Here is a 3,137-nt window from a genome sequence, read left to right on the forward strand (position 1 = left end):
GAACCGGCTGCTCGAAGGGGAGTTACCCCGGCCATGAGCACCCCGCCCGAATTCAGCCGCACCGTCCGCGTCGATACGCTCGGCGGGCAGCCGCGCGAGCTCAGCATCGGCGCCACCGAGGAGGAGCGTGCAGCGCTTGCCCGGCGCTTCGGGCTGATCGGCATCGACCGGCTCAGTGCCGAAGCATCGGTGAAGCGGAGCGGCGAGGAGGTGCGGGCCGACGGCAGCCTTTCCGCCGCGGTCGTGCAAAGCTGCGTCGCGACCGGGGAGCCGGTGCCCGCGGAAGTGAACGAGGATTTCAGCATCGTCTTCCGCCCGCATCCGGAGGGGATGAGCGAAGAGGAGGAGATCGAGCTCAGCGAAGGCGAGCTCGACGTGGTTTTCTACGACGGAAGCGCGGTGGACCTCGGCGAGGCTGTGGCCGAGACTTTGTCGCTGAGCCTCAACCCGTATCCGCGCGCGCCCGTTGCCGAAGAGGCCCTGCGCGAGGCGGGGGTGAAGACCGAGGAAGAGCACAAGGCGGAGACGAGCCCGTTCGCAGCGCTGGCGGCGCTGAAGGACAAGCTCAAGTAGGTTCGGGTGCCGTCACGGGAGCAGATCCCGTGACGTCAGTCGGCTCTTGCGAGCCGCTGGCCGGCCCTCGCCCTCTCTTCGCCCTGCTCGACGATCGCGCCGCGATCCCCTCGCTGGGCTCGGGTGCTCCGGCTTAGAACGGAACGTCGTCGTCCAGGTCGCTGTCGAAGGCGGGGGACGGGCGGGACTGCTGGCGCGAACCGCCGCCGCCACCGAAGCTGCTGCTGCCGCCGCCGCCGAAGCTGTCGCCATAGTCGCCACCACCGCCGCCTCCGCCGCCGCCGCCACGGCTGTCGAGGAGGACGAGCTCGCCGCGGAAGCGCTGGAGCACGATCTCGGTCGAATAGCGGTCGGCGCCGCTATTGTCCTGCCACTTCCGGGTCTGGATCTGGCCCTCCAGGTACACTTTCGAGCCCTTGCGGAGGTAGCTCTTCGCGACCTTCCCGAGATTCTCGTTGAAGATCACCACCCGGTGCCATTCGGTGCGCTCCTGACGGTTGCCGTCGCGGTCCTTCCAGCTTTCGGACGTGGCGACGCGGAGGTTCACGACCTCGCCGCCGCTGCCCATCGAGCGGCTTTCCGGATCGTCGCCCAGGTTCCCGACCAGAATGACCTTGTTGACGCTGCCCGCCATCTCACTCTCCGCTTGTTCGCAATTGCGCCCACCTAAGCCGATGCCGTGGCCATTGCAAAGGCGGCACGGCGCCTATTCGGCAGCGGCTGGCGCGGCCGAAAGGCTCCTGCTCTTCCGGCCGCTGGCGCGAAAGCCGTAGAGCAGGGCGAACAGGGTCAGGAGCTGAGCGGCGATCGCCTCGGCCGACGGGAAGATGCCGAGCCAGCTGATCCGCGGCGCCCAGGCGAGCAGGGTGATCGGGATCACGCCCGCCTCCTGAAGCGCTCCGATGCCTTTGCCGGCGAGCACCACCGCCAGGATTGCGATCAGGATGGCGCTGTAGCGGAAGAATTCGGTGATCGGCAGCCGGCGGCTGTAGCGCAGCATTGCCCAGGCGACGATCGCAAGCACGGCCACGCCGGCCAGCGCTCCCGCGAGGATGGTGCCGCCATTATCCGGCGTCCACAAAGCCGCGTAGAACAAGATGGTTTCGAACACCTCGCGGTATACGACCACGAAGGCGAGCCCGAAAAGGAACCAGGCCGAGCCGCGCGACAGCGCCCTGCCCATCTTCTCCTGGATATAGCGCCGCCACTCCTCTGCCTGTGACTTGCCGTGCATCCAGACGCCGACCGAGACGAGCACCACCGCTGCGAGCAATGCGCCGAAGCCTTCGGTGAGCTCACGGCTGGCGCCGCTGATGCTGACGAAATAGGTTGCGATCGCCCAGGTGGCGGCGCCCGTAGCGAGCGCAGTCGACCAGCCGCCGTGCACATAGGGAAGGACCTCCGGCCGCTCCGCCTTGCGAAGGAAGGCGATCATGGCGATCACGACCAGCAGCGCTTCCAGCCCTTCGCGCAGGAGGATCGTGAAGGCGCCGAGGAAGGTGGAAAGGTCAGTTCCGGCCTCGGGCGCGAGCGCGGCTTCGGCCTCGTCGAGCAGCGGGCCCATCGCTGCCAGCCGCTCCCGAAGCGCGGCTTCCGGTTCGCCCGAGGCGATGGCGGCGCGGAAGGCGCCCATCGCCTGCTCCACCCGGCCCATCAGGGCGCCGTCGCGGGTCGTGAGCACGGCCTCCAGCGGTTCGAAGCCGTCGAGATAAGCGGCAAGCGCGAGCTCTTCGGCGGCCTTGCGGTTCCCGGCCGAATAGGCCTCGACGCTCTTCGCAAGATTGGCGCGGACGAGATCGAGCGAGCCGGCGCCGCCGGCGCCGCCGGAAAGCACCGCCCCCGGGTTCGCCCTGAGATAGGCGATCACGGCATCGGCTTTGTCCTGGCCGATCTGACGGCCAAGCTGCCCGGGCGTGATCGCTGCAAGCGCGGCCATATCTGGAATAAGACGGCGGACGCTCTCATCCCCCTCCCAGATCCGCTTTCCGGCAGCGCTTTCCTTGAAGGCGAACTGCCCCGCTCGGAAAGCGAGCGCCCAGCGCTCCTCGTCCGGAAGCGAGGCGAAGCTCTGCATGGCAGTGCCCTCGAGCCCTTGAGTGATCACCTGGTAGAGGCCGAACACGCTCCGCTCGCGGGCACGCTCGGCGTCGGCGAAGACGATCGGCGCCGGATCGAGCTTCGCGAACTCGCCCTTCGGCCCCTCGCCGTTAAGGCCGTGGCAGGAGGCGCAAACCTGCGCGTAGACAGCGGCCCCCCGCGCCGGATCGGGCGCCTCGGACGGTGCGAGCGGCACCGGGTGGGCCTTCAGCAGGTCTCCCGCCAAGTTCCGTGCAAGCGTAGCCACGGCGGCCGGAGGCGCTTTCGCGGCGATCGTGCGCTCCAGCTCCGCTGCCTGCCGCGCCAGCCGCGCCTTGGCGGGGGTGGCCGGAAGCGAGCCGATACGCTGCGCCACCGACTTCGAGAATTCGAGCATCTCGTCATATTCGGCCGGGTTGACGATCTTGCCGCCGGAGACCGCGCCGGAATAATCGACTGCGACATAATCGAGCAGCCGCCACGTCGTC

Annotated in this window: 3 protein-coding genes; 1 reads left to right on the top strand and 2 read right to left on the bottom strand. The window is 68.5% G+C overall.

The window, feature by feature from the left end; all coding sequences use genetic code 11:
- Positions 1-33: 33 nt before the first annotated feature.
- Positions 34-573: a YceD family protein gene (locus VF662_RS13130; RefSeq protein ID WP_464141988.1), complete on the top strand. Its 540-nt coding sequence runs from the start codon at positions 34-36 to the stop codon at positions 571-573.
- A gap of 133 nt (positions 574-706) precedes the next feature.
- On the opposite strand, the gene ssb is transcribed toward VF662_RS13130, so the two are convergent.
- Both ssb and VF662_RS13140 read right to left on the bottom strand, forming a co-directional pair.
- Complete coding sequence (ssb, locus tag VF662_RS13135; RefSeq protein WP_464141990.1) at positions 707-1,207, bottom strand: single-stranded DNA-binding protein; 501 nt, start codon at positions 1,205-1,207, stop codon at positions 707-709.
- Between the two features lie 72 nt (positions 1,208-1,279).
- Positions 1,280-3,137: FTR1 family protein (locus VF662_RS13140; protein WP_464141993.1), on the bottom strand; the 1,858-nt coding region annotated here is incomplete at its 5' end.

It is taken from the genome of Allosphingosinicella sp. (genome assembly GCF_036387215.1).
Lineage (GTDB): Bacteria > Pseudomonadota > Alphaproteobacteria > Sphingomonadales > Sphingomonadaceae > Allosphingosinicella.